A 23849-nucleotide genomic window follows, 5' to 3' on the forward strand; every position below is an offset into this window, starting at 1 on the left:
GCATATGGGTCTATATAAAAAACCGATGGATTGACCTTCGCGCTAAGGATCTCCACCTCCTTCAGGTTTTTCACATCCACAGGAAGACGGATCAGCTTTGGCTTCAGGTCAATCAGAAAGAGCGTATCCACATGGTAACCATTAAGTGAAAATTCCAGAAGATCTCCCGTTTTTGCAGGCAGCACAAAAGCACCCGAAGCTTTCGTAAGCACCGTGCCCTGACTGCTCAGATTTCTGACCCTCACATTTTGCAGCGGCAGTTTCTCATTGTCATAGTCGAACACTGTTCCAGTAATGGTACCCTGTGCCCTGATGAAAAAGGGCGACAATAAGAAAATACAGAAGAGGATACATCTGACCATAATCAAAGATACTGTTGTTTACACAGGCTGGTAACGATTTAACAATAATTAACAACAGGATGTTTCCCGCAGATTACTTTAATACTGACTGGTATTGGGCTTCATCAAAGCTGATGAGCACAGCTTTATCATCCACTTCAACGATGGGCCTCTTTATGGCACTGGTGGTCTCCAGCAGCAACTGCACCGCTGATTCCTCATCCACTACTGCCGCTTGTTGTTCAGGGCTAAGCGTTCTCCAGGTCGTTCCCTTTTTGTTGAGTACTTTCTCCCAACCAAAGACAGCGCACCACTCATGAAGTTTAGCAGCCGTAATGCCGCTTTTCTTAAAATTGTGAAATTCAGGTTTGAAGCCATTATCGGTAAGCCAGGTCATTGCCTTCTTTACCGTATTACAATTTGGGATTCCATATACGATCATATGCGCAAAAATAAAATTTATTATCAGTATTATTGTTGCTGATTTACGTCTCTCCAAAAAACTGGCACAGCGGCAACCTGTATCGGCATACATTTAATCATCACCTATATGTTTAAACTCACTTTTAAGCAGGAAGTACTAGCAGGATTTGCAATTTCCCTTTTGTTCGTTCTCCTTTCTGCCGTTACCTCGTACCTAAGTGTAAAGCAACTAAATGAAGATAGCAAATGGCAGAACCACACCTATGAGGTGATCAGCCAGATTAAAAGTATAGAGACCCAGGTGCTGAACTCCGAAAGCTCACTAAGAGGGTTTGTACTTTCTCAGGACCGCAAGTATCTGGAGCCTTACAACAAAAATGCACCAAGGATTTTGTTAAGTATACAGGAGCTGTCAAAACTTATTCACGACAATACCGCTCAGCAGGACCGCGCAGACTCTCTGGACATTTATGGCCATCAAAAGGTAACAGAGATGGCGCGTGTGTTACAGACTTTTGATCTTCAGGGCCAGGATGCTGCCGCAAAACGTATCTTCGAGGGTGTCGGGCAGCGCTTAAAAAACCAGATGATGGCCGTCAGCGAACAGATGATTGCTGAAGAGTTCAAGCTTTTGAAACAAAGAAAGCTTAATACAGAGCAGAGCAACAGGCGCAGCACCTGGGTAATCCTGCTCAGCTCCGGTGTCATCTTCTGTCTGATCCTGTACCTCTTCACCTACATCAAAAAAACCTTCGATAACCAGAAAAAAACTGAAGACCAGATCAGGGAATCCAACGAGCAACTGGCCGTCATCTCCGGGGAAAATGAATTTAAAAACTGGCTGCTGGCCAGTGCTACCGCCATCATCGAATCTACGCGTGGTGAGCAGGAGATTCAAGAGCTTTCCAATAACGTCACGAGCTCTATCAGTACACACATCAATGCAGCTGTCGGCGCTTTTTTCCTGATCAACAGGGCTGGAAAAACTTTCAAGTATACGGGTGGTTATGCGTACCGGCCAAAGAAAGGCTTCCAGAACCAGTATCACTATGGCGAGGGCCTTGTTGGGCAAGTTGCCCTGGAGGGAAAGATCAAACTGCTGACGGACATTCCATCGAACTACATCCACATCAGCTCCGGGCTTGGTGATGTGGAACCTACCCACCTCTTCCTCCTGCCGATACAATATCAGAAACAAACATTGGCAGTGATAGAGTTCGGACTGTATCAGCAGCCGGAAGAAAAAACAATGCTGCTACTCAATGCAATTTCAGAAAGCATCGGCGTGGCCATCAATAGTGCTCTTGCCAGAATACAAATGCGTGCTCTTTTTGAAGAGACGCAGCAGCAGGCAGAAGAACTGGAAAGCCAGCAGGAAGAACTGCGCACCACCAATGAGGAGCTGATGTATAAAACAGACCAGCTGCAGGCCTCAGAAGAAGAACTTCGGGTACAACAGGAAGAACTCCGACAGACGAATGCCGAGCTGGAAGAGAAAGCGCTACAACTGGAAGAACGGAACCTCTCCATTGAGCAGGCCAGGGAGGCCATCAGCCTGAAAGCAAAAGAACTGGAAGTTTCCAGTAAATATAAATCTGAATTCCTGGCCAACATGAGCCATGAGTTAAGGACACCGTTGAACAGCATCCTGATCCTGGCCCGGATCTTAAAAGAAAACAGACCGGAAAACCTCAACGAAGATCAGATCAAATACGCTGGGGTCATCCACAATGCGGGTAACGATCTGCTGACCCTCATTAACGACATCCTTGACCTGTCAAAAATCGAATCCGGCAAAGTTGACCTTATCCTGGAGCCAGTTAAACCGGAATCCGTAGCCTACAGTATGGAATCGTTGTTCTCCGAACTGGCAAAGAGCAAACATATTGAATTCAGCACACTGCTCGGCAACAACCTGCCCGACAGCATCATTACCGATCAGTCAAGGGTGGAACAGGTAGCAAAAAACCTGCTTTCCAACGCCTTCAAGTTCACGCCGGAGCAGGGAAAGATCACCTTTAGCATCCAAAGGGCAGCAGCAGGAACCCTATTCTATTCCGACCAGCTGAAAGATACCTCAGAAGATATTCTAGCCATTGCCGTAACAGACACAGGCATCGGCATTGCCGAGAGCAAGCAAAAACTGATTTTTGAGGCTTTCCAACAGGAAGATGGTTCCACAAGTAGAAAATATGGCGGCACGGGCCTTGGACTTTCCATCAGTAAGGAGCTCGCCAACATCATGGGCGGAGAAATTCAGCTCAAAAGTAAACCTGGTGAGGGCAGCACCTTCACTTTCTTTATCCCGGAAAAAAATGCTTTCCAGAATGAAGAATCCTTACAAAGCAGCTTCCAACAGGAATCAGTAATACCGAAAGCTCCGGCCAGGGAACAACCTGCGGTCGCAGCCCCACACAGCGATACTCAGACCCTGCTCATCATTGAGGACGATGTTACTTTTGCTGATGTATTGAGCGACTATGCCAGGGAGAAAGGGTTCAGGCCTATTCTGGCACATAGTGGTGATACCGGGCTGGAAATGGCTCTTTCTGAACTTCCCGATGCCATTGTGCTGGACATTATGCTTCCCGTAATGGATGGCTGGGCCGTTCTGAAAAAGCTGAAAGCGGACGCGAGAACCAAACACATTCCCGTGCATATGATGTCTGCCGGCAACGAGAAGGAATCCAAAGCGGTACAGGAAGGTGCCATAGGCTTCCTCAAGAAGCCGGTGGAAAAAGACGAGCTGGACAAAGCCTTTGACCTTCTGCACGATACGGACCTGAAAGGCAACTTTAAAAGCGTTCTGGTGATAGAGGATCAGGAGCTGCAAAGCAGAGTGCTCACAGAGCAGCTTACTGAAAAAGGTGTAGATGTCAAACAAGCCTTTACCGGACAGGAAGCACTGAGCCTGCTGGAGGACCAGATGTTCGACTGCATCATTCTCGACCTCAAACTTCCGGACATCTCCGGCTTCGACCTGCTGGATAAGATCAAACAGCAACCAGCACTGGCCCACATCCCTGTCATCATCAATACAGCAATGGAACTGGATCAGGATAAGATGTCTCACATCATGAAGTATACCGATGCCATGGTGCTGAAATCCAATAAGTCGAACGACCGCCTGATTGATGAAGTCAGCCTTTTTATTCATAAACTGAAACAAGATGGCATCAGCATTGCGGGTAATACAACAACCACGAAGGTCAAGAGTGTCTCCACAATTGAAAAAGTCCTAAAGGACAAAACTGTCCTGATTACTGATGACGATATGAGAAACATCTTTGCTCTCTCGAGTGCACTTCAGGTATATGACCTTAAGATCATCATTGCCAACAACGGGCGCGAAGCCCTGGAAAAACTGGCGGGCCCTGATACCATCGACATCGTACTGATGGACATTATGATGCCCGAGATGGATGGTTATGAGGCCATGAAAGCCATCAGAATGGAGAAACGTTTTGCTAAACTGCCCATCATTGCACTGACCGCAAAGGCCATGAAAAATGATCGCGAAAAATGCATTGAGGCAGGTGCAAATGATTATATTTCCAAACCAGTGGACATGGACAAACTCTTGTCGATGCTCAGGGTATGGTTAAGTTAGTGCGATATGGAAAGACCAGAGGAAAACATCAGTTATGAACAGCTCCGGGAGCTCATCCTTTTTATCAGAAATGTTCAGGGTTTTGATTTCGGCAAGTACTCGGAAGCATCACTGAAACGCAGGGTGACCAGAATCTTGCAACTGCAAAAACTGAGTCTGTTCGATTTACGTACTTTACTGACAAATGACCCAGACTACTTTGAGTCCTTCCTCATTGAGGTGACGGTCAACGTTACCGAGATGTTCAGGGATCCTTCGTTTTACAAGTCTTTAAAGGCAAATGTAATCCCTTACTTACGCTCCTATCCAAGGATAAAAGTCTGGAATGCCGGTTGCTCAACAGGCGAAGAACTTTATTCCTTTGCCATACTTTTCTCTGAAGAAGAACTATACGAAAGGTGTTTCTTTTATGGCACAGACATTAACAACGACGTTTTGGATTTTGCAAAAAACGGCATCTATAACCTGCAGAAAATGAAACTGTATTCTGAGAACTACCAGAAGACGGGAACGATGCACACGTTGTCAGACTTTTACACCGCCAAGTATGAGGCCGCATCCATCAACCACAGCCTTAAGAAAAACACTTTATTTTCTACACATAACCTGGCCTCGGATGGCGTATTCAACGAATTCCAGATCATCTCCTGCCGCAACGTCCTGATCTATTTCAATACTGAACTACAGGAACGGGTAATTGACCTGTTCTACCATAGCCTTGCCAATTTCGGATTTTTATGCCTGGGTGCTAAAGAGACATTGAGAAGTAAAGACATGACCAGATTTAAAATCATTGACAAAAAAAATAATATTTACCAAAAAATAGCGTGACGCCTAATTTAACTTACCGATTGAAGAGGAGGACTACCATGATGGAAAAGATAAACGTACTTATCGTAGACGACAGAGCCGAAAACATCATCGCTCTGGAAGCATTGCTGGACAGAGAGGATATTGAAATGATCACTACCACCAATCCCAACGAGGCACTTCGTTTATGCTGGGAGATGGACATTGCCATTGCGCTTGTGGATGTGCAGATGCCGGAGATGGATGGCTTTGAGCTGGTAGAAATCCTGAAAAGCAACCCACGCACCAAGGAAATCCTGATCATCTTCGTGACTGCCATTTCTAAAGAAACAAAATATGTAGTCCGTGGCCTCAACACCGGGGCGGTAGATTATCTGTACAAACCGCTGGATCCTTTTGTTACTTCTGCGAAGGTGGATTCCTTCATACAGCTAGTCAGGAATGAACGGGAGATCAAAAGAAAAAATCTGGAGCTGGAGGCTTATCAAAAAGAACTCATCAAGGCTAAGGAGCAGGCTGAACAAGGCAAGCGCATCAAGGAGAACTTCCTTGCCAACATGAGCCATGAAATAAGGACTCCAATAAACGGGATCATTGGTCTGGCATCCCTGCTCAAAAAAACCACGCTCTCTCCCGATCAGGAGGAGATGATCAGGCTGCTTGAAATTTCTTCGGACTCCTTGCTGGGGGTCATCAATGACATCCTCGATCTCTCTAAAATTGAATCTGGGAAATTTAAGATCAACAGGGCAGAAACCGATGTCATCAAAACCTGCACCGATGTGACCAACCTGCTGCGCATCCGCGCTATGGAGAAAAAGCTGGATCTCATCACAGACTACGACCCTGCTTTACCCAACCTGATCATGGCCGATTCGCTCCGTCTTAACCAGATCTTGATGAACCTGATCGGTAATGCCATTAAGTTTACTGCCAGCGGCAGCGTAACCCTAAAAGTGGAGGCACTCGATAAAAAAGGCAACAACATACAGGTTCGTTTTTCGGTGATTGACACCGGGATTGGCATCGCTAAAGATAAAATTGACAAGATATTTGAAACTTTCGAACAGGCTGATGAACAAACGACCATCAAGTTTGGCGGAACAGGACTTGGATTGTCCATCGTCAAGAACCTCGCAGAACTAAAGGGCGGCATCCTGGAGGTTTTCAGTGAGGAGGGGCATGGAAGCACTTTCTGCTTCACCAACTGGTACGAAGTGATAAAAACTCCTGAGAAAATGATAAACGTGAACAAACCTGTACTTGAATCTTTTGAAGGCGTAAATGTGCTCGTGGCAGAAGACAACCCAATCAATAAATTTTTAATCATTAGGGTGCTCAAAGAGTGGGGCGTAAAACCAGACGTAGTGGAAAATGGAAAAGAAGCTTTAGAACTACTGACTAAAAACGATTACGACATCATTCTAATGGATACCTTCATGCCGGTAATGAATGGCCTCGAGGCCATTAAACTAATCCGCGAAGGATATGCCCCAGGTAAGGAAGGCATTCCGATCATCACCTTCTCTGCTGCAGTTATGGAATCCGATAAGCAAACCGCCATTGAAGCCGGAGCCAACGATGTGGTCAGCAAACCATTCGAAGTAGATGTCCTGCACGAAAAAATCAGCAGGTTCGTAAAAGCATCAAAAGGAAGCCCTACTTATTAAAAGCGGTCATGGTGAGTGCCGGCCCTACCGTCACGAAGCTTTTGATCAGCTCAACACTTTTATCAATCAGCGCCGGCAGCTCAGGCTGCTCCTCTTTATCAAAGGGAGCCAGGACATAATCCACCTGTCTCCCTTTGGGAAAGTTGTCGCTCACCCCAAAACGAAGACGCGGATACGCTTGTCCACCACACAGTCCCTCAATACTTTTCAGTCCATTATGTCCTGCGCTACTTCCCTGAAGCTTCAGGCGTAACCTGCCCAGGGGCAAAGCCAGATCGTCTACAATCACCAATACATTTTCAATAGGGATGCGGAGTTCATGCATCCAGTAGTTCACCGCCTTACCGCTCAGGTTCATATAGGTGGTGGGTTTGATGACATGCAGGCGCTTGCCTTTAAAGCTGACCTCCGAATAATAAGCCAGACGGGAGTTTACGAAAGAACCATCAAGTTGTTTGACGAGTTCGTCAGCAATATCAAATCCTATATTATGACGGGTGTGTGCGTATTCCGGACCAATGTTTCCGAGTCCTACTATCAAGTATTTCATGTACTGCAAATATAATAAGAATTCTACTACAGGAAACAGCATTAGACCAACCAGGTGTAACAGTAACAAAAGGGTCACCGTACTAAAACAAAAAAAGAGGGCTCCTGACAGGAGCCCTCTTTCATTTGCACTTGCTTAAAGAAAATTATTTCTTTCCAGCTTGTTGCTCTGCTTGTTTCAATGCTCTTGACATACCTACAGAAACGATGGTATCTTCAGGAGTATTTGTTACTACATAGTTTCCTTTTTCAAGGTCACGTACGCGGAATAAGTTACCAACTTCTAATTTAGCGATGCTCACTTCAACAGCCTGAGGCATGTCTTTAGGGAAAGATCTCACACGAAGTTTACGTAATTTCTGAACCAGTTTACCCCCCATTTTAACACCTGGAGAAGTTCCTGTTAATTTCACAGGGATTTCCATCAAGATCTCTTTGTCGTCGAACAACTGAAGAAAATCTACGTGTAACAATTGGTCAGTAAGTGGGTGGAATTGTAATTCTTTGATGATGGCATTAGTTTTAGTACCATTCAATGTAATTTCAACAAAGCTTGCTTCTGGTGAATAGATAGCATCCTTCAATTCGGTAGTTACTACAGCAAAATGTGCTTGTTCTTTACCACCATACAATACTGCAGGAACTTTACCTTCGTAGCGAAGCTCTTTAGCATCGCGTTTCCCTACGTTCTCTCTTGTAGAACCGCTAATTGCGACTGTTTTCATCTTTTATTGATTTATATATATTTATGTATTAAAATATTAAACGTTAAACAGGTCACTGATAGATCCATGTTCATTTACATTGGCAATGGCCTTTGCAAATAAAGGAGCAGTACTCAGCACCCTGATTTTTTTGCTTTCCTGTTTCAAAGGAATGGTATCGGTTACGATCAGCTCAGACAACATCGAGTTCTCCACTGTTTCATAAGCTTTGCCAGACAACACCGCATGGGTACATACGGCCCTCACGCTTTTCGCACCTTTTTCCATGATCAGGGCAGCAGCTTTCGCCAGCGTACCTGCAGTATCACAGATGTCATCAATCAGGACAACATCCAGACCTACCACATCACCGATGATGGACATAGATTCAATCTCATTTGCACGTTTACGGCGCTTATCGCAAATGACCACCTCAGCATTGAAGAACTTGGCAAAGGTACGTGCGCGATAAGAACCACCCATATCAGGAGAAGCGATTGTCAGGTTTTCCAGACCAAGGCTTTTGATATAAGGGACAAAGATCACGGAACCATCAAGGTGATCCACAGGAACATCAAAGAAACCCTGGATCTGTGCAGCGTGAAGGTCCATCGTCATGATGCGGTGGATCCCTGCCGCCTTCAGCAGATTGGCTACCAGTTTTGCACCTATCGCCACACGCGGTTTGTCTTTCCTGTCCTGTCTTGCCAAACCATAATAAGGAACCACAGCAGTGATGTAATGCGCTGACGCACGCTTAGCGGCATCAACCATCAGCAACAGCTCCATCAGGTTGTCATTAGGCTGGTAAGTAGAATTGATTAGGAATACATCGCAGCCGCGGACCGACTCGTCGTAAGATGGCTGAAACTCACCGTCACTGAACTTGTTTAAGGTTACACTGCCGATAGGTTTGCCGTAACTTTCGGCAATCTTGTTTGCTAATTCTTTAGTACCTGTTCCGGCAAAAAGCTTAACGGGGTTAAATTGCAATGGCATGATCTAAGTATATCAATGCTGGTTAAAAAAAAATCGGATTGCAAGGTATCTCACAATCCGAATGTTGTTTGTTGTCCGACCTGGATTCGAACCAAGACAAACGGTACCAAAAACCGTTGTACTACCCTTATACTATCGGACAATCTTCCAATTTTAAAGCCTCTTTCGAAAAAGGGTTGCTTTGAAATGGAATGCAAATCTACGCAGATTTTTGAATTCCGCAAGGGGTAACGCAAAAAAAGTTTAAAAAAAATCATGCACCAGGGGCACAAAAACAAATAATCTATTTAAAATGAGCATGTTGTAAGCTGATATTTTTTTTAACTTTTTCAGGCATAGATAACCTGAGCAATATATTTAGCCCTTCATTTCAATAAGACCTGTTTCTTTATTTGCAACAATCAGGTTAGCTTCGACAAAACTGAAGTAATCTTCACTGTTCACGATCAGGTGATCAAGAACAGTGATCTGATGAAGTTCGGCCAGCTTGATGATCCTTTTAGTAAGCTGTTTATCCGGAATACTGGGTGTTAAATCGCCTGAGGGGTGATTGTGCGCAAGCAGGATTCCCGTTGCGCCGCTCGTCACCGCTGCGGCAAAGATCAGCTTAGGATCGACCATCACATGCGTTATTCCGCCAGTTGCTACTGTCATCACTCCCAGTACTACACTTTGGCAATTGAAGAGCACGATCTTAAATTCCTCGATCAAATGAATCGTATTGTGGTTCCAATGATTCATCAATACATAGTATACGTCATCAGTACTATTCACTTTTGGTTTTTCACGCAATTTGAAATTGGGCTTATAACTTAGTTCAATGGTGGATATGTTATTCAGGTTTTTTCTCATGATTTACTTTTCTTCTGGGCATGAAATTATTAAGACGCTTATGAGGTGTTAAATTTGAAGCATAGCAATATTTGGGGCATAGCAGTGCCCGGAGGATAAAATCCTCAAACTTGCAATGTAATGAACAGTGAAGGAGCAGAAAGGTTAACCTGGCGGATCTGGATTAATCAGCAGGGTTAAAGGCAAGGCAAGTTGCCAGCCATTCTTGAAATTTAGCAGGGTAATGAATGCGGAATTAATGTTTGTGATGATCATTGCTTGTTAAGTTTAAGGGCAATAAAGCAATGATCCAATACAGGAAAGGAACAAAAAATATGGTCGCCTCCCGCACGCAACGATACCCCCTCGGCAGGGAGAGAACAGAGTTCTCCAGCAAGCAGCACGGAAGACGCCCATATTCTGAGATAAAGTTACAGAAATCGAACAGTCTATCAATCCATACTTTGCTTGCAGAGATTTCCGAGGTCTATCGTTGCAAAGTTTCGTTGATTTAAAAGCCAAATCAATAAAATTTTATGACAGCCGTCCGGGAGCTACCCCCGTCTGATCATCATATTGCTAATATACTAATACTTTTAGTGCAGTATCTATTTTATTATAAAATAAATAACATACAAAGAAATACAACATTCATTAAAGAATTAAAAAGACCCTATAAATCAACAAAAGCGTCCTGTAATTGTAATTTTAGACAAAAAAAATCTTAAGAGAGATTTTATTATAATGAAAATAAAAACCGAAACCAAAGCCAAATTTCGAAACAAACTGATTTTTCATATTTTTGAGCATCCCGATCAAACAGGATGCAATTCCAGCTCGACATATAAATGAAAGTCAGCAATAAACATTCGTATTGCAACCATTAATACGCAGTTATCAACCCTAGGTAAGGCCTATATGAGGGCTAGGTCTGACGGCGTCTAAAGGAGGGGATGACGAGGGGTTGAAGAGGCTAAAGCGCCTTTTTACCTTGCCAACCCCTTGTCAACCCCTCGTTAACCCCTTGTCAACCTTAGCCGGTATATAGCGCGTGTACAGACCACAATTGAAGCCTCTACGATCAGTACATATCTCTCCTCCCATGCCCTCATCGAAGAAATCCGGGAGGAACACTTCTTTCCAATTACAATAAAGTTTATCACAAATAAACATCGGGAACAGGCAACTCAAATCGTAAAAACAAGCTCAATAAACTTTCATTAAGAGGCTTCATCATACTCAGCAAAACAAATCGCCACCAGTTTTTTCCCAGGACCACGATGAACACACATCACAAAATTATCGCTAGAATCGTCAACGGATGAGACGCATTTATTGAGGTAATATATCTACCAACGCGTAAAACATCTTTTTTAAAAAAATAATTAACATATAGTGTAAATCAAAAACAAATTAAATACCTTTGTTGTGGAGATTAAATTCAGACATAAAAAATTGGGCACATTAGCTAATGACCCAAAGAAATGCAGACAAAAAATGGGTGAAAGAAGGACGACTCTTTTACTTAAACGCCTGACAGATTTACAAGATGTGGACAACCTGGAAGATCTGAGACATTTACCAGGGAGGTATCATGAACTAAAAGCGAGCCGAAAAGGACAATGGGCCTGCGATCTTGATCATCCTTACCGGCTTGTTTTTGCACCGCAGGAAAGTCCGATACCCATTGACGAAAACGGGCAATGTGTTTGGTTTGAAATTGTCGCCGTAGAGATTATTGAAATAGTAGATTACCATTAAACCACGAATTATGAGCGCTGTAAACGAGTTTTATTCAGAAATTGCCTTCCACCCCGGCGAAACCTTGACGGAGAAACTGGAAGAGTTGCGTATGGGACCAAAAGAATTTGCGATAAGAACGGGAAAGCCAGAAAAGACCATCATTGCAATTGCTAAGGGTGAGAGCTCCATCACTCCGGAAATGGCCGTACTTTTTGAGAGTGTATTAAAAATACCTGCCCGCTTTTGGATTAAGAGACAGTATAACTTTGATGAGTATAAAGCGAGGGAAAAAAGAGCGGCAGTAATAAACGAGGCGAAAGACTGGGCAAAAAGCTTCCCCGTTGCCGATATGGTCAAGAATAAATGGATCAGCCCTTCTTCAAAGACTGAAGAAAAAGTTGAAGCGCTGTTCCATTTTTTTGGCGTAAGCTCAGCTGCAGCCTGGGAAGATTATTTTTTCAATCAACAACTTAAAGTGGCATTCAGGATTTCATTGGCACACACCAAAGAACCTCATGCAATCTCAGCCTGGATACGCCAGGGAGAAATTCAAGCCAGCCAAATCACCTGTGGCCCCTACACCGAAAGCAAATTCAAAAGCTCGTTAAAGGACATAAAGTCCATTGCAGCTAAGCAGTCTGACGATTTCTTCAAACAATTACAAGATATTTGTCTGTCTTGCGGAGTAAAGGTGGTCTACACAGCCACAATTAAAAAAGCACCGTTAAGTGGTGCAACACGCTGGATTGATGATAACCCTGTTATTCAATTATCGGGTCATCATAAGCAAAACGACCGGTTTTGGTTCACCTTTTTTCACGAAGCGGGTCATATTTTGTTACACGGAAAAAAAGACATTTTCCTGGAAGACATTGAATATTCAGCCGCCGATAAGAAAAAGGAACAGGAAGCAGATGCTTTCGCTGTGGAAATGACATTTTCATACGAACAGGAACAGGAAGTTCTGGCAGCGGGTCCATTGACAATGGAAAATATCCATCAGTTTGCCATCAAATTCAATACACATCCCGCAATGATTGCTGAACGTTTTCATAAAACAGGAATGCTGCACCGCAACCAGGGTAACGCACTGTTTGTAAAATTGGATTTTTAGGAAAATTAAAAAAAACAATATTTTTCGATCATGACCATCGTTTCTTGATCGCCCCTTGTTCGGGTCTTGTTCGCTTCTCACAAGGGGTTGACAAGGTATTCACAAGGTGTTCAGATGGCCTGTGTAAGGTATAGGGCTATACAAAAACGATAGAAAAGCCGGCTGAATATACCTTAAAGGGCGAGGGGTACCTTGTCAACCTAAGCCTTTCAACCTACCTTTATAAACTATGGATTTAAAACTTTTTTTTTCTGGAATTTCATGTTTAATCGTGGCGTACTTATTATATCGAAATGTTAGGAGGGAAAAGCCTTCCTCAGAAAAAACAAATTGGGAAGGCCCTACACTTTCTACCTATATTGGATTATGGGGTAGCGTTATTATGTGTGCTATGGTTGGCATAGGGTTTATACTTAAATCGCTTCCAGCTCAAATTTAATTGTATAACTATGAATTTAGAAATTGTAATCAAATTATTGTCATCATTTACATTATTACTAATAGGAATAATGGCAAAATTCTCAAATAACGACGGATGGAGTTCTGTCAAAAAATATTGGCTGTTATTTATTGTCTTTGGAGCTATCTCTCTAATTTTCACACTTTATAAATTATAAATAGGTATATTATCTTTAATACTTAGTAATTTAAACATTACCAAAACTTGGCCTAAACCGCCAAGTTTTGTGTTATTAAGCGGTTAGAAAAAGTTGTAAGATTATAAAACAGCAGACGTTAAGTTCCTTGGTAAATCAGACACACCGACGGCGGATAACAGCACCCGCTCCGGAGCCCCCAACAGCCCGTTTGTAAAAAAGCCGAAACAACAATCGGTATAAATGTTAAACTGCCTATTAATTTGTGCGTTTATCAATCTTATTCTTTATTTTCGGCTGCATTTTACATTAACGCGACTTTAATAACTATTCTATAAAACAAATGAATTATTCAAAAATCAACAACCTTACCGGCTGGCTTTGCTTTCTGATTGCAACGATCACGTACGTATTGACGTTGGAACCATCAGTTAGTTTCTGGGATTGCGGTGAGTTTATCGCTTCTGCATTCAAGATGCAGGTAGTGCATCAGCCAGGAGCCCCATTATTTTTAATGATCCAGCGTTTCTTCTCCCTGCTCGCCTTTGGTGATGTGACGAAGATTGCCTACTTCATGAACGTGGGTTCGGCCATTGCCAGTGCAGCCACCATCCTGTTCTTATTCTGGACCATCACTGCTTTCGCAAAAAAGATGCTGGTTAAAGAAAATGAGACGGTAAGTACCTCTAACATGATCTCCATCATGGGTGCAGGTGTTGTTGGTGCACTTGCTTATACCTTTTCAGACAGCTTCTGGTTTTCAGCAGTAGAATCTGAGGTTTATGCACTTTCCTCACTGTTCACGGCCATCGTGTTCTGGGGAATCATGAAATGGGAAGCCAATGCAAATGAGCCCCGCGCTGATCGCTGGCTGCTTTTCATTGCCTACATCATGGGACTTTCCATCGGTATCCACTTACTGAACTTATTGACCATTCCGGCAATTGCCTTTGTATATTATTTCAAGAAAACATCAAAAACGACTACCTCAGGTATTTTCAAAACTGCCATTGTAGGTGTTCTGATCCTGGCTGTGATCCAATACGGAATCATCCAGTACCTGGTTTCCTTCGGAGCTTACTTCGACCTTTTCTTTGTCAACACCCTTGGCATGGGATTCGGATCGGGAGTGATTTTCTTCGCCATCCTGCTCATCAGCGGTTTGACCTGGGGAATCCGTTATTCCATTAAACACCAGAAAAAAATATTGAACCTGGCATTATTGTCGACCGTACTGATCATCTTCGGATATGGTTCTTTTGCCATGATCGTTATCCGTGCAAAAGCCAATCCAAACCTGAACAACAGTAATCCTGACAATGCATTCTCATTCCTGGGTTACCTGAACAGGGAACAATATGGCGATCGCCCATTGTTGTTCGGACCAAACTACAACTCTGAAAAAGTGAACCTGAAACAAGGAAAAACACTTTACAGGAAAGGTGCCGACAAATATGAAGAGGCTGGTAAAAAAACGGAATACGAATACGACAGAACTACACCGCTACCGCGTATGTATAGCGATGACCCAAGACACGTGGGTTATTACAAAGACCTGATGGGCTTAAGTGACAGTCAGTTTCCAACTTTGTTTGACAACATCGGCTTCTTATTATCCTATCAGACAGGACAGATGTACATGCGCTACTTCATGTGGAACTTCGTTGGCCGTCAGAATGACGATCAGGGACAGGGCAGCGTATATGAAGGCCAATGGCTCAGCGGGGTAAAACCAATTGATGCGATGATGCTTGGAGACCAGAAAAACCTACCTCCTTCCATCACCGACAGCAATGCCTATAACCGTTTCTTCTTCCTACCCCTTATCCTCGGTCTATTGGGTGCCATCTGGCATTTCCAGCGCAACCAAAAGGATGCTGGTATTGTAGGCCTCCTTTTCTTCTTTACAGGTCTTGCTATTGTACTTTACCTGAACCAAAAACCAATGGAGCCAAGGGAACGTGATTATGCCTACGCAGGATCCTTCTACGCCTTCGCCATCTGGGTAGGTCTCGGCGTAATTGCCCTCCGTGAGTGGGTGCTGAAGAAAATCAACCCTACTAACGGTGCCGTGGTAGCAACGGTGGCTGGTCTTTTTGCCGCTCCGGTCATTATGGCCGCACAAGGGTGGGATGATCATGACCGCTCTACAAAACTGGTAGCACATGACATTGCAGTCGATTACCTGCAGTCCTGCGCGCCAAACGCCATCCTGTTTACTTATGGTGATAACGATACGTACCCGCTATGGTATGCTCAGGAGGTAGAAAACATCAGACCGGATATCAGACTGGTGAACCTGAGTTTATTTGATACAGACTGGTATATCGACGGCATGAAACGCAAGCAGAATGAATCTGCCCCGTTGCCGATATCCATGAAGGAATCTCAATATGTACAAGGCGTCAGAGATGTCATGTACTATCAGGATTATAAAGTTGCCGGAAATGTTGAGTTGAGCAATATCCTTGCGATCCTCCTTTCTGAAAATCCGGAAGACAAACTGGCGCTTCAGGATGGTAGCAAAGAGAACTTCATTCCTACGAAAAATTTCAAGCTGACCGTTAACCGCCAGGATATCCTGAACAACAAAGTGGTGAACCCTGCAGATACTGGAAAAATTGTTCCTGCACTGGAGTGGACTTTCAATAAAAACTATGTGACCAAAGGTACGCTTGCCATGCTGGACATCCTGGTTCACAATGATTGGAAACGTCCGATTTATTTTGCCAGCACTGTGCCTTCAGAGCAATACAACGGATTGGATAAATACCTCTACAATGAAGGTCTTGCACTTCGCCTCCTTCCATTGCAACCAGATACCGCTGGTAAAACAGAGCTGATCAACACACCTCAGCTGTACGACAACGTGATGAACAAGTTTGTATGGGGACAGGTAAAAACAGCAAAGTACCTCGATCCACAGTCTTCGGATGACATCTCCATTTTCACCAACGTCTTCAACAATACCATCACAGGATTATTGAAGGAAGGCCGTAAGGGAGATGCAATAAAAGTGGCAAATCGTTATTTTGAGGTGATGCCGGAGCGTTTCTATGGCATGCGGTCAATGATGGGTGCTTACTTCATGGCAGAAAACCTATACCTGCTGGGTGATCCAAAACGTGCAAATGCATTGATTGAACGTTCTGCAGCTTATATACAAAAAGAGCTGACCTATCTTGCTGATGTTTCTCAGAGCAGAAACAAGTTTGTAGGCGGACAAAATGTACAGCTGGGCCTTTCCTTCCTGAATCAGATGGCTAGGACAGCGGCGGCCAATCAGCAGACAAAACTGAGCCAGAGCCTGAACAGCCAGTTCTCCGGCCTGGAATCAAGATTCTCAATGTACTTCGCCCAGGAACCTCAATAACTCCGGGTGATTTAAATACTCCATACAAAAAGAGGGATGCAATATTGAAATTGCATCCCTCTTTTTGTTTAACGTGTATTTTTGTTTAACGTATAATTTGTAATTATTCTACCACAACACCCATCGCACAGAATTTTTCAATCCTGGTATTGATCATGTTATCTGTTTTCATTTTCTTCAGTACGGCAAGATCAGTCAGGATCTGCTCTTTGATTGTCGCGCCCATCTCCTCAGGATTCTGGTGCGCACCACCTAGCGGCTCTTTAATGATGCCATCGATCAGCTGGTTGTTGTACATGTCATCAGAAGTCAGCTTCAGACATTCTGCCGCACGCTCCTTATAATCCCAACTGCGCCAAAGAATCGACGAACAGGATTCCGGAGAGATTACAGAATACCAGGTATGCTCCAGCATGTAAACCTTATCACCAATGCCGATACCCAGCGCTCCGCCTGAGGCACCTTCACCGACAACAAAACAAAGGATAGGCACACGAAGCACAGACATCTCCAGTAAGTTACGCGCGATAGCCTCTCCCTGTCCGCGTTCTTCTGCTTCCAAACCAGGATAAGCACCCATAGTATCAATAAAAGAGATCACAGGTTTATTGAACTTCTCAGCAAGTCTCATTAAACGCAATGCTTTTCTATATCCTTCCGGGTTGGCCATTCCGAAGTTACGGTACTGACGCTCCTTTGTGTTTTTACCTTTCTGATGTCCGATTACCATTACGGTCTGTCCGGCGATAGTAGCAAAACCACCGATGATGGCTTTATCGTCTTTCACCGTCCTGTCGCCATGCATCTCAATGAAATCATCGCAGATCATGCTGATGTAGTCCAGTGTTTGTGGTCTTTCGGGATGACGGGACATCTGTACTTTCTGCCAACCGGTAAGGTTGCTGTACAATGTCTGTTGTGTGTCCGAAACTTTTTGTTCCAGTTCTGTAAGGGTAGCAGACATATCTACTTTGGTTTTATCAGCAACCTGTTTAACCTTTTCAATCTGCTGAGCAAGCTCAGCCAAAGGCTTTTCGAAATCAAATGATGTTTTTATCTGTTCCATAAGTGGGCTGTAAAAATAGGCATTTTATTTAATTTTCTCCAATCTACCGTAAGAACCAAGGCTTTTTAAATTGAAAGGGTAGAAAAAGATGTTTCCTACCCTTTCACAGGCATTTATCAGACGACAATTTAGATAGCTTATCAAGTAGTTAACCCCTGTTTATTTTTTATTGGTTTGTATGTAAAGCACAGATACGGCACCTAAAATCATGAAAATTCCGGCCAGAACAATTGCATAAATTGCCTTTCCATCGTAAAATTTCTCTACGATCATTCCGCCGAAGAAACCATTTACAATCTGTGGCATGGTGATAAAGAAATTGAAGATCCCCATGTAAACACCCATCTTTCGAGCAGGAATAGCGCTGGAAAGGATGGCATAAGGCATAGAAAGAATACTTCCCCAGGCCAGGCCGATGCCAATCATGGAATAGATCAGGTGGTCCGGATTGCTGATAAAATAGATGGACAACAATCCCAGTCCGCCGGCAGTAAGCGAAAAAGCATGTGTGATTTTACGACTGGTGGCCCTTGCGATAGCTGGCAGCACCAGCGCATAGATTGCCGAAACCCCATTATAGATCCCAAAAAGAATGCCCACCCAGTTCCCTGCATCTGCAAACTTCACAGAAGAGGTGTCGCCAGGCAGCACCTTATAGATGTGTTGTGCAATGGCAGGAGTGGTAAAGACCCACATGGAGAACAGGGCAAACCAGGAGAAGAACTGTACCAATCCCAGCTGGCGCATGGTTAGCGGCATCTTTGAAAAGTCACTGAAGATGGACATGATGCCTTTCGTTTCCTCTTCCGCCACGCCATCATGGTAACGTTCCATCTCTTCAGGCGGATACTCTTTCGTGGTAATCACCGTCCAGAGGATGGTCAGCAGCAATACCGCAGCGCCGACGTAGAAAGAATAAATCACATTATCGGGCACTTGGCCTACTGCAGCCACCTTGGATACACCAAGGTATTCAGATAAAATATAGGGCAGCCATGATCCTGAGATCGCACCGGCACCAATGAGGAAAGTCTGCATGGAGAAGCCAAAACTCCGCTGCTGCTCGGGCAGCTTATCCGCCACCAATGCCCGGAAGGGCTCCATGGCTACGTTGATGGAAGCATCCATAATCATCAGCATACCTGCACCAATAATGATGGGCGGCAGCAGGCTGGCCATAGCAGCTGAATTGGGCATCAGAATGAGGGCAATGGCAGTCAGGACAGCACCAATCAGGAAATAAGGGCGCCGGCGACCAAACCTGTTCCAGGTTCTGTCGCTATAGTAGCCAATAATGGGCTGTACAATCATGCCCGTTAAAGGTGCCGCCAGCCAGAACAACGACAGGTGTTCTACATCGGCACCGTAAGTCTGCAGGATCCTGGAGGCATTTCCATTCTGCAGCGCAAAGCCAAACTGTATCCCAAAGAAGCCGGCGCTGAGGTTAAAGATCTGCAAGGCGGACAACTGTGGTTTGCTGGCAACAACTTTTTTTTCCATCTGATGAAGCGGTTAAAATTCAATAATCTGAGCAGTCATAGGCGGGACGTTCAGCATAAGTTCCTGATCATGGTATTCGACCATTGTTCCAGTCAACAGATCAGTAGGGTTTTGTATTTCCTTTATATCCCGCAAGGCATCAGGAATGACGACACTCTTCTGAAGCGCCTGTGCTCTGCCGAAGTTGGCCACAACCAGGAGTCGCCGACTCGCTGTATAACGCACAAAGGCATAAGCACGTTGTTCGTAGAGCGGGATTTCGAGGATCTCTCCATTAATGATGGCATCATCCTGCCCGCACACCTCCATCAGTTTTTTGTAGTAGCCGCGCAGCTGACGTTGTTCTTCGGTCAGCAGTGCACCATCAAAAGCGCCATTATTCATCCATTTCTGATGTTCCGGTACTCCCCAATAGTCGAATATCGTAGTGCGGTTGTCGTCTCCTCCGAAACCCTCCTGCCCTTTTGCAGGTTCTCCAACCTCTTGTCCGAAGTACACCATCACCGGCCCACCAGATAACGTTGCAGAGATGACCATCGCTGGCAGGGCATGTTGCGCATTGCCGGCAAAGCCCGAGGAAGCGATACGCTCCTCATCATGGTTTTCCAGAAAACGGAGCATCCTGTTGCCAAAATCTTTACTTTCTTCCTGCCACACCTTGCTGATGGCTTTCACATCTGCATCCTCTTGGTTTCTGATCAGTTTTTTAAGGCCGTCATATAAACCCACCTTATCGTATAGGTAATCAAAATGACCGGTTAGCAGGTAGTCCTTATAAACTGTGGGGTTATAGGCTTCGCCGATAAAGATCAGGTCCGGATGGTTTTTTCTGACTTCAGGAATGACCCATTGCCAGAATTCAACGGGAACCATCTCCACCATGTCGCAGCGGAAGCCATCTATATTTTTATCAGCCCAGTAGTTCAGGATGGCAGCCATTTTATGCCACAGTCCAGGGATAGGATCAAAATGTTTGCTTTCGCCATTGACATAATCTACGCCATAATTCAGCTTTACCGTCTCATACCAGTCGTCGATCTTTGGCTGCTGACTGAACACGTTATTTCCTGTGGCCTTTGCAGGCACCTCATTAAAGTAGTGGTCCTGCAATGCAGTCAATGGGTTTTCAGGGCCTTGTGTTACCGGAGTAAGAAAAGGTTTCCCCGGAACATAATAATAATCATTGGCAGGGCTGAAACTTTTACTGTTGTCATCTGTGGCACCGAAATCCTGTACCCCATCCGGCCTGGCCTGCGACTGGTAGTGTCGTGCGACATGGTTGGGCACGAAGTCGATGAGCACTTTCATCCCCTGTTCATGTGTCCGGGAAATGAGTGCCTCAAACTCCTGCATCCTGTGATTGACATCTGTAGCCAGATCGGGGTCAACATCATAATAATCGCGGATGGCGTAAGGCGATCCCGCCCTGCCTTTCACCACATCCGCATCATCCTTTGGAATGCCATAAGCACTGTAGTCCGTCAGACTTGCATGGGCAATCACCCCTGTATACCAAACATCTGTAATACCGAGCTCGCGGATGCCCTGCAGGGCCTTCTCATCGATGTCATTAAATTTTCCACTGCCATTCTCGGCAATGGTCCCGTAAGGGATGTTATTGTTCTGTTTATTCCCGAATAAACGGGGAAGTAGCTGATAGATAACGGGTCTGCTTTGCGCCATAAGTGTACATGTAATTCCTGAAAAAAGTAAGCCCATTAAGATGGACTTTCTTAAATAACCGTTCATACCAATAACGTTTTATAAGCGATTTGAGTTTCCCCCTTACTAATTTGATGCGGGTGATTGAAGATGCAGACTTCCAGATCTTCAGACGCCTCGCTATTGATGATGATCTGCTCTGCAGTGATCTTTACTTTCAGTGCATGCCCGCGAAAGCCAATACTGAAGGCAAAGGCTTTCCATCCACCAGGAAGAAAAGGATTAAACTTCAGTTGTCCATTACGCACACGCATACCGGCGAACCCTTCAACGATGCTCATCCAGGTACCCGCCATAGAGGTAATGTGTAATCCATCTTCAGTATCGTTATTGTAATCGTCAAGATCCAGTCTGGCGGTGCGCAGGTAAAACTCATACGCCTTCTCTTCATCGTTCAGCTTTGCAGCAAGAATGCTGTGCACGCATGGCGACAAAGAGCTTTCATGTACCGTTCTGCTCTCATAGAAGCTGAAATTTCTCCTCAGTGTCTCCTGGTCAAACTCATCTTCAAAAAAGTACATACCCTGTAATACATCGGCCTGTTTGATAAAGCAGGAGCGCAGGATGCGGTCCCAGCTCCATTTCTGGTTCAGGGGACGTTCAGATGCAGGCAGGTCTTTTACCAGGATCTGCTCCTTATCCATAAAACCATCCTGCTGCAGGAATACCTCTTCTTTCTCATCGTAAGGATAATACATCTGCTGATCTATCGCAGTCCAGTCCGCAAACTCAGTACCTTCATCAAATTTCGTTTTGGTGATCACCCTGTGATAGGCTTCAGGATTTTCCGCAGCCACTTGTCGTGCGGCCTCTATTGCGTAACGCAGGCACCACGCCGCCAGCTTGTTCGTATACCAGTTGTTGTTGATGTTGTTCTCGTACTCGTTAGGACCAGTGACACCCAGCATGACAAATTTTTGCTTGTCGCTGCTCCAGTTCACGCGCTGTTTCCAGAACCTGGCAATGCCGATGAGGACTTCCAGGCCGTAATCTGCCAGGTAAGCAGCATCACCGGTGTAACGGATGTAGTTGAAGATGGCAAATGCAATCGCTCCGTTTCTATGGATCTCCTCGAAAGTAATCTCCCATTCGTTATGGCATTCCTCACCATTCATGGTCACCATTGGGTACAGTGCCGCACCGTCTTTAAAGCCCAGCTTCGCTGCATTTTCGATCGCCTTGTCCAGTTGTTTGTAACGATAGATGAGCAGGTTTCTGGATACTTCCTGAGGCGCTGTAGAAAGGTAAAAAGGAATGCAATAGGCCTCCGTATCCCAGTAAGTAGAACCTCCGTATTTTTCACCTGTAAAACCTTTAGGACCGATGTTCAATCGCGCATCCTTTCCAGAATAGGTCTGGTTCAGCTGAAAGATGTTGAAGCGGATGGCTTGCTGTGCGGCAACATCGCCCTCAATCACAATGTCACTTTCCTCCCATTTCTCGGCCCAGGCTGCGATATGTGCATTCTTTAAGGCCTGAAATCCTTTATTTTTAAGATCTGCTATTTTTGCAACCGCGGTATCCAGCAATGATGCTGGTTCGTGGTTTTGGGACGACAGGTTGATGGCCAGTTTGGTGATGCGTAGCTCCTGTCCTTCTTTTAATTCTGATGCGGCGGTATGGCCCAGAAACTTCTCCCGGGAAACCGCCTCCAGAGAAAGCCGCTGTTCATCCAGTTCAACAGTGGTAAAAGTGGCTGTACACACCTCAAAGGCCGTCTTTTTTGTTTTCAGGATCAGATAGTCTGCACCCGAGTCCTGTTTGCTGTTGATGGCTTCCCAGAATTTCTCATCGTAATTGGCATCTTGATTTTTCACATCCCCATCAATAGAAGAGGTAATGCTGAGCTGGCCACTGAAGTTTACCGGACGAATGCGGTAGCAGATCGCCGCAGCTTCATCATCAGCCATACTGCAGAAACGCGTGGAGCTCACCTCAACGATCTTTCCACCGTCCAGTTCCGCACGGAAGCTACGCAACAGCAAGCCTTCTTTCATCCTCAGCTCACGCCTGAAGGAAAGTACCTTACAGCAGTGCAGGTCGAGCTGCCGGCCATCAATGCTGATGTCAATGCCAATCCAGGCAGCCGCATTGAGCACCTTAGCAAAATATTCGGGGTAGCCATTTTTCCACCATCCTACACGTGTCTTGTCGGGATAGTACACACCAGCCACATAACTTCCCTGCAAGGTTTCTCCGGAATAGTGTTCCTCGAAGTTCGCACGCTGTCCCATTCTTCCGTTGCCAATGCTAAAAAGGCTCTCAGATATTTTGTTGAGCTGAGGGTCAAAACCTTCCTCAATGATGTTCCATTCGTCTGCTTGTATGTAGTTCTTCATCTTCTTATTTCGCTGAACCCCGGGTAGCACAGCCACCGGAGTAAATTCGTTTTAGTTATTTTTTAACTTCATGATTCCTGAAAGGTCAATTTCGGAGAGGTCTTTGATGATCAGGTCCGCATCGGGCAGCGTAGCTTTGCTGCCAATACCGACGACGAGCATCTGTGCTGCGATGGCGGCAGCTACACCCGCCTCGGCATCTTCAAAAACGATACATTCCGTGGGGGCTGCCTGCAGAAGCTCCGCGGCCTTCAGGAAAACCTCAGGATCAGGCTTCGATGTGGTGACCGAATTGCCATCGACGATGGCATCAAAGAAATCCCTGATTCCTGTACGCTCCAGGATGAGGGCAGAGTTTTTACTTGCAGAGCCCAGGGCCATCTTTATGCCTTTGTCCTTCAGCTCTTCCAACAGCTGTATGGTTCCGGGCAGCAGCTCCTCTGTTGTCATTTTACTGAT

The 23849-nt window shown here is 44.9% G+C and carries 17 protein-coding genes; 6 read left to right on the forward strand and 11 right to left on the reverse strand.

Annotation, left to right across the window (positions count from 1 at the left end; all coding sequences use genetic code 11):
* Positions 1–362 (reverse strand): carboxypeptidase-like regulatory domain-containing protein (locus PBAL39_RS23940; RefSeq protein ID WP_232283010.1); only part of this gene is annotated, 362 nt, incomplete at its 3' end.
* Between the two features lie 73 nt (positions 363–435).
* Positions 436–783 carry an arsenate reductase gene (locus tag PBAL39_RS23945; protein ID WP_008246696.1) on the reverse strand — a complete coding sequence of 116 codons (348 nt, stop codon included), beginning with the start codon at positions 781–783 and terminating at the stop codon, positions 436–438.
* A gap of 108 nt (positions 784–891) precedes the next feature.
* Here PBAL39_RS23945 and PBAL39_RS23950 point away from each other — a divergent pair, with 108 nt between their 5' ends.
* Genes PBAL39_RS23950 through PBAL39_RS23960 form a run of 3 tightly spaced genes read left to right on the forward strand, consistent with a single transcriptional unit; the run spans position 892 to position 6854 of the window.
* Entirely contained in the window at positions 892–4374 is a 3483-nt protein-coding gene (locus PBAL39_RS23950) for a response regulator (RefSeq protein ID WP_008246697.1), read from the forward strand.
* Between the two features lie 6 nt (positions 4375–4380).
* Positions 4381–5205 carry a protein-glutamate O-methyltransferase CheR gene (locus tag PBAL39_RS23955; protein ID WP_008246699.1) on the forward strand — a complete coding sequence of 275 codons (825 nt, stop codon included), beginning with the start codon at positions 4381–4383 and terminating at the stop codon, positions 5203–5205.
* A 41-nt stretch (positions 5206–5246) separates the two neighbouring features.
* A complete protein-coding gene (locus PBAL39_RS23960; RefSeq protein ID WP_039867650.1) occupies positions 5247–6854 on the forward strand; it encodes a response regulator in 1608 nt (535 codons plus the stop codon).
* Here the strand turns inward: PBAL39_RS23960 and pth are convergent.
* The 4 genes from pth to PBAL39_RS23985 all read right to left on the reverse strand — a co-directional run bounded on the left by pth (position 6844) and on the right by PBAL39_RS23985 (position 9958).
* Positions 6844–7404, reverse strand: coding sequence for an aminoacyl-tRNA hydrolase (pth, locus tag PBAL39_RS23965; protein WP_039867652.1), 561 nt, complete (start codon positions 7402–7404; stop codon positions 6844–6846). The genes PBAL39_RS23960 and pth overlap by 11 nt on opposite strands.
* A gap of 145 nt (positions 7405–7549) precedes the next feature.
* Positions 7550–8128, reverse strand: coding sequence for a 50S ribosomal protein L25/general stress protein Ctc (locus PBAL39_RS23970; RefSeq protein ID WP_008246705.1), 579 nt, complete (start codon positions 8126–8128; stop codon positions 7550–7552).
* A 36-nt stretch (positions 8129–8164) separates the two neighbouring features.
* The gene (locus tag PBAL39_RS23975; RefSeq protein ID WP_008246706.1) at positions 8165–9106 is read right to left on the reverse strand and encodes a ribose-phosphate pyrophosphokinase; all 942 of its coding nucleotides are present in this window, start codon (positions 9104–9106) and stop codon (positions 8165–8167) included.
* Between the two features lie 357 nt (positions 9107–9463).
* Positions 9464–9958 carry a RadC family protein gene (locus PBAL39_RS23985; RefSeq protein WP_008246707.1) on the reverse strand — a complete coding sequence of 165 codons (495 nt, stop codon included), beginning with the start codon at positions 9956–9958 and terminating at the stop codon, positions 9464–9466.
* A gap of 1407 nt (positions 9959–11365) precedes the next feature.
* On the opposite strand from PBAL39_RS23985, the gene PBAL39_RS23990 reads away from it, so the two are divergent.
* From PBAL39_RS23990 to PBAL39_RS24000, 3 genes are all read left to right on the forward strand, one after another.
* Positions 11366–11698 (forward strand): type II toxin-antitoxin system RelE/ParE family toxin, encoded by a 333-nt coding sequence (locus PBAL39_RS23990; RefSeq protein ID WP_008246712.1) that lies wholly within the window; start codon positions 11366–11368, stop codon positions 11696–11698.
* A 10-nt stretch (positions 11699–11708) separates the two neighbouring features.
* Positions 11709–12794 (forward strand): ImmA/IrrE family metallo-endopeptidase, encoded by a 1086-nt coding sequence (locus PBAL39_RS23995; RefSeq protein ID WP_008246713.1) that lies wholly within the window; start codon positions 11709–11711, stop codon positions 12792–12794.
* A gap of 939 nt (positions 12795–13733) precedes the next feature.
* Positions 13734–16763 carry a DUF2723 domain-containing protein gene (locus PBAL39_RS24000; RefSeq protein WP_008246714.1) on the forward strand — a complete coding sequence of 1010 codons (3030 nt, stop codon included), beginning with the start codon at positions 13734–13736 and terminating at the stop codon, positions 16761–16763.
* A gap of 103 nt (positions 16764–16866) precedes the next feature.
* Here PBAL39_RS24000 and PBAL39_RS24005 read toward each other — a convergent pair whose 3' ends face one another.
* The 5 genes from PBAL39_RS24005 to PBAL39_RS24025 form a co-directional block, all read right to left on the reverse strand.
* Positions 16867–17829 (reverse strand): acetyl-CoA carboxylase carboxyltransferase subunit alpha, encoded by a 963-nt coding sequence (locus PBAL39_RS24005; RefSeq protein WP_008246715.1) that lies wholly within the window; start codon positions 17827–17829, stop codon positions 16867–16869.
* Between the two features lie 159 nt (positions 17830–17988).
* On the reverse strand, positions 17989–19329 hold the full coding sequence (locus PBAL39_RS24010; RefSeq protein WP_008246716.1) for an MFS transporter: 1341 nt from the start codon (positions 19327–19329) through the stop codon (positions 17989–17991).
* Positions 19330–19341: 12 nt separating this feature from the next.
* The gene (locus PBAL39_RS24015) at positions 19342–21012 is read right to left on the reverse strand and encodes an alpha-amylase family protein (RefSeq protein WP_157274200.1); all 1671 of its coding nucleotides are present in this window, start codon (positions 21010–21012) and stop codon (positions 19342–19344) included.
* 62 nt (positions 21013–21074) lie between these two features.
* A complete protein-coding gene (locus tag PBAL39_RS24020; RefSeq protein WP_008246722.1) occupies positions 21075–23390 on the reverse strand; it encodes a glycoside hydrolase family 65 protein in 2316 nt (771 codons plus the stop codon).
* 51 nt (positions 23391–23441) lie between these two features.
* On the reverse strand, positions 23442–23849 hold a 408-nt coding region (locus PBAL39_RS24025; protein WP_008246723.1), incomplete at its 5' end, for an HAD-IA family hydrolase.

It is taken from the genome of Pedobacter sp. BAL39 (assembly GCF_000170795.1).
Taxonomy (GTDB): Bacteria; Bacteroidota; Bacteroidia; order Sphingobacteriales; family Sphingobacteriaceae; genus Pedobacter.

What these genes read in the sequence shown, in the direction of transcription:
- PBAL39_RS23945 (WP_008246696.1), bottom strand. Translation starts at nt 783, where the DNA reads ATGATCGTATATGGAATCCCAAATTGTAATACGGTAAAGAAGGCAATG.
- PBAL39_RS23950 (WP_008246697.1), top strand. Translation starts at nt 892, where the DNA reads ATGTTTAAACTCACTTTTAAGCAGGAAGTACTAGCAGGATTTGCAATT.
- PBAL39_RS23955 (WP_008246699.1), top strand. Translation starts at nt 4,381, where the DNA reads ATGGAAAGACCAGAGGAAAACATCAGTTATGAACAGCTCCGGGAGCTC.
- PBAL39_RS23960 (WP_039867650.1), top strand. Translation starts at nt 5,247, where the DNA reads ATGGAAAAGATAAACGTACTTATCGTAGACGACAGAGCCGAAAACATC.
- pth (WP_039867652.1), bottom strand. Translation starts at nt 7,404, where the DNA reads ATGAAATACTTGATAGTAGGACTCGGAAACATTGGTCCGGAATACGCA.
- PBAL39_RS23970 (WP_008246705.1), bottom strand. Translation starts at nt 8,128, where the DNA reads ATGAAAACAGTCGCAATTAGCGGTTCTACAAGAGAGAACGTAGGGAAA.
- PBAL39_RS23975 (WP_008246706.1), bottom strand. Translation starts at nt 9,106, where the DNA reads ATGCCATTGCAATTTAACCCCGTTAAGCTTTTTGCCGGAACAGGTACT.
- PBAL39_RS23985 (WP_008246707.1), bottom strand. Translation starts at nt 9,958, where the DNA reads ATGAGAAAAAACCTGAATAACATATCCACCATTGAACTAAGTTATAAG.
- PBAL39_RS23995 (WP_008246713.1), top strand. Translation starts at nt 11,709, where the DNA reads ATGAGCGCTGTAAACGAGTTTTATTCAGAAATTGCCTTCCACCCCGGC.
- PBAL39_RS24000 (WP_008246714.1), top strand. Translation starts at nt 13,734, where the DNA reads ATGAATTATTCAAAAATCAACAACCTTACCGGCTGGCTTTGCTTTCTG.
- PBAL39_RS24005 (WP_008246715.1), bottom strand. Translation starts at nt 17,829, where the DNA reads ATGGAACAGATAAAAACATCATTTGATTTCGAAAAGCCTTTGGCTGAG.
- PBAL39_RS24010 (WP_008246716.1), bottom strand. Translation starts at nt 19,329, where the DNA reads ATGGAAAAAAAAGTTGTTGCCAGCAAACCACAGTTGTCCGCCTTGCAG.
- PBAL39_RS24015 (WP_157274200.1), bottom strand. Translation starts at nt 21,012, where the DNA reads ATGGCGCAAAGCAGACCCGTTATCTATCAGCTACTTCCCCGTTTATTC.
- PBAL39_RS24020 (WP_008246722.1), bottom strand. Translation starts at nt 23,390, where the DNA reads ATGAAGAACTACATACAAGCAGACGAATGGAACATCATTGAGGAAGGT.